This window comes from Mycobacterium sp. WUMAC-067 (assembly GCF_020217485.1).
Classification (GTDB): Bacteria; Actinomycetota; Actinomycetes; order Mycobacteriales; family Mycobacteriaceae; genus Mycobacterium.
This window is the reverse complement of the sequence record NZ_JAEKMI010000156.1, coordinates 1-930: the sequence shown is the minus strand read 5'-3', so window position 1 is coordinate 930 and position 930 is coordinate 1. Positions and strand designations below refer to the sequence as shown.

The window sequence follows — 930 nt, the reverse complement described above, 5'->3', positions numbered from 1 at the left end:
TGCCATTCTGGATGCTTTGCCAGGTAATAAGTTACCGCGGTGGTGGTGATGGTCGATGTGTCGTGAGCGGCCATCATCAGAAAAATCATGTGGTTGATGACATCGGAGTCACTGAAACGTTGCCCGTCTTCGGTGCTGGCATGGCACAGCGCGGCGAACAGGTCATTGCTGTTGCCGGCCCGGGCGGCCGGCAAGTGCCGGGCGAAGTATTCCTCGAGCACCCGTCGGCCGCGGATCCCGGCGCGATAGCGGGTGCCGGGAAGCGGCGCGCGGACGAGTGAGCTGGCCGCGCGTACCGTAGCGACGAACGCCTGGTTAATGGCGTCGCTGCTGTCTTTGCCTCGGCCACCCATGAACACATCGGTGGCGATGTCGAGGGTCAGGTTTTTCAACAGCGGGTACATGCGGACGGACGGGCCGGTCGGCCACGTGGGCAGGGTTGCGCGGACGCAAGGGGTCACTTGGGTGACGTAGCCGGCCAGTCGCGGCCGCGTGAAGGCCTCCTGCATGATGCGCCGGTGCATGAGGTGTTCGTCAAAGCTCATCAGCATCAATCCGCGGTGGAAGAACGCGTCGATGAGAAAGGCCCAGCCGTCTTGCGAGAACGCCTTTGCGTTGGTGGTGAGCGCCTCTTGGGTAGCTTGGGGGCCCGCGATGACCGCCATTTTGGTACCGAACGCTCCCATCCACGAGACAGAACCGAACCGCTCGTAGCGCTCTCTGCCCAGGTCGGACCCAAACCGGATGTAGTCGAGGGTGTGCCCGACCAAGGGGAGCCCGGCATCACCGAGAACCGGTCGCAATCCGCTTCCAGCCGGGGGGCTGCCAGTTCACGCACTGGCCACCGCCGACTCCACCGGCGAAGTCCGTCGTCCACCCGTTGCGGCGCGGGAATCAAGATGACCGAAGATAACCGTTCCCGGGCTTTAT

1 pseudogene is annotated in these 930 nt (G+C 63.5%); it reads right to left on the bottom strand.

The features are described from left to right. Positions 1-930, bottom strand: a pseudogene (locus JF781_RS27975) (cytochrome P450); the annotation flags it as partial.